This is a genomic window from Bradyrhizobium sp. P2_E8 (genome assembly GCF_056403875.1).
Genome location: NZ_JBFUES010001887.1, coordinates 1 through 570, shown reverse-complemented (window position 1 = coordinate 570; position 570 = coordinate 1). Strand labels below are relative to the sequence as shown.

1 protein-coding gene is annotated in these 570 nt (G+C 68.2%); it reads left to right on the top strand.

Annotation, left to right across the window (positions count from 1 at the left end; genetic code table 11):
- On the top strand, positions 1-570 hold a 570-nt coding region (locus AC1D00_RS44525), incomplete at both ends, for a sulfate/molybdate ABC transporter ATP-binding protein (protein WP_477015132.1).

Here is a 570-nt window from a genome sequence, read left to right as displayed (position 1 = left end):
GCGCGGTCCGGAAAGAGGAGACCAGGATCCGCGCGCGGGTCAGGGAGCTGCTCGACCTCGTGCAGCTCGACTGGCTTGCCGATCGTTATCCGAGCCAGCTCTCCGGCGGCCAGCGCCAGCGCATCGCGCTCGCCCGTGCGCTCGCGATCGAGCCGCGCATCCTGCTGCTCGACGAGCCGTTCGGTGCGCTCGATGCCAAGGTGCGGAAAGAGCTGCGCCGATGGCTGCGCTCGCTGCATCACGAGATCAACGTCACCTCGATCTTCGTCACCCACGACCAGGAGGAGGCGCTGGAAGTCGCCAACCGCGTCGTGGTGATGGACAAGGGCAGGATCGAGCAGATCGGCTCGCCCGATGACGTCTACGAGAGCCCCGCGACCGCCTTCGTCCACGGCTTCATCGGCGAATCCATCGAGCTTCCGGTCCAGATCGCCAACGGCGTGGTCCAGCTCGGCGACCGGCCGCTCCAGCTTGCGGCAGACGGCCTTGCTCCTGGCGCGTCGAAACTGTTCGTGCGGCGACATGACATGCTGGTCGGCCCGCCCGGCAGCGGCGCCTTCGAAGGCGCCG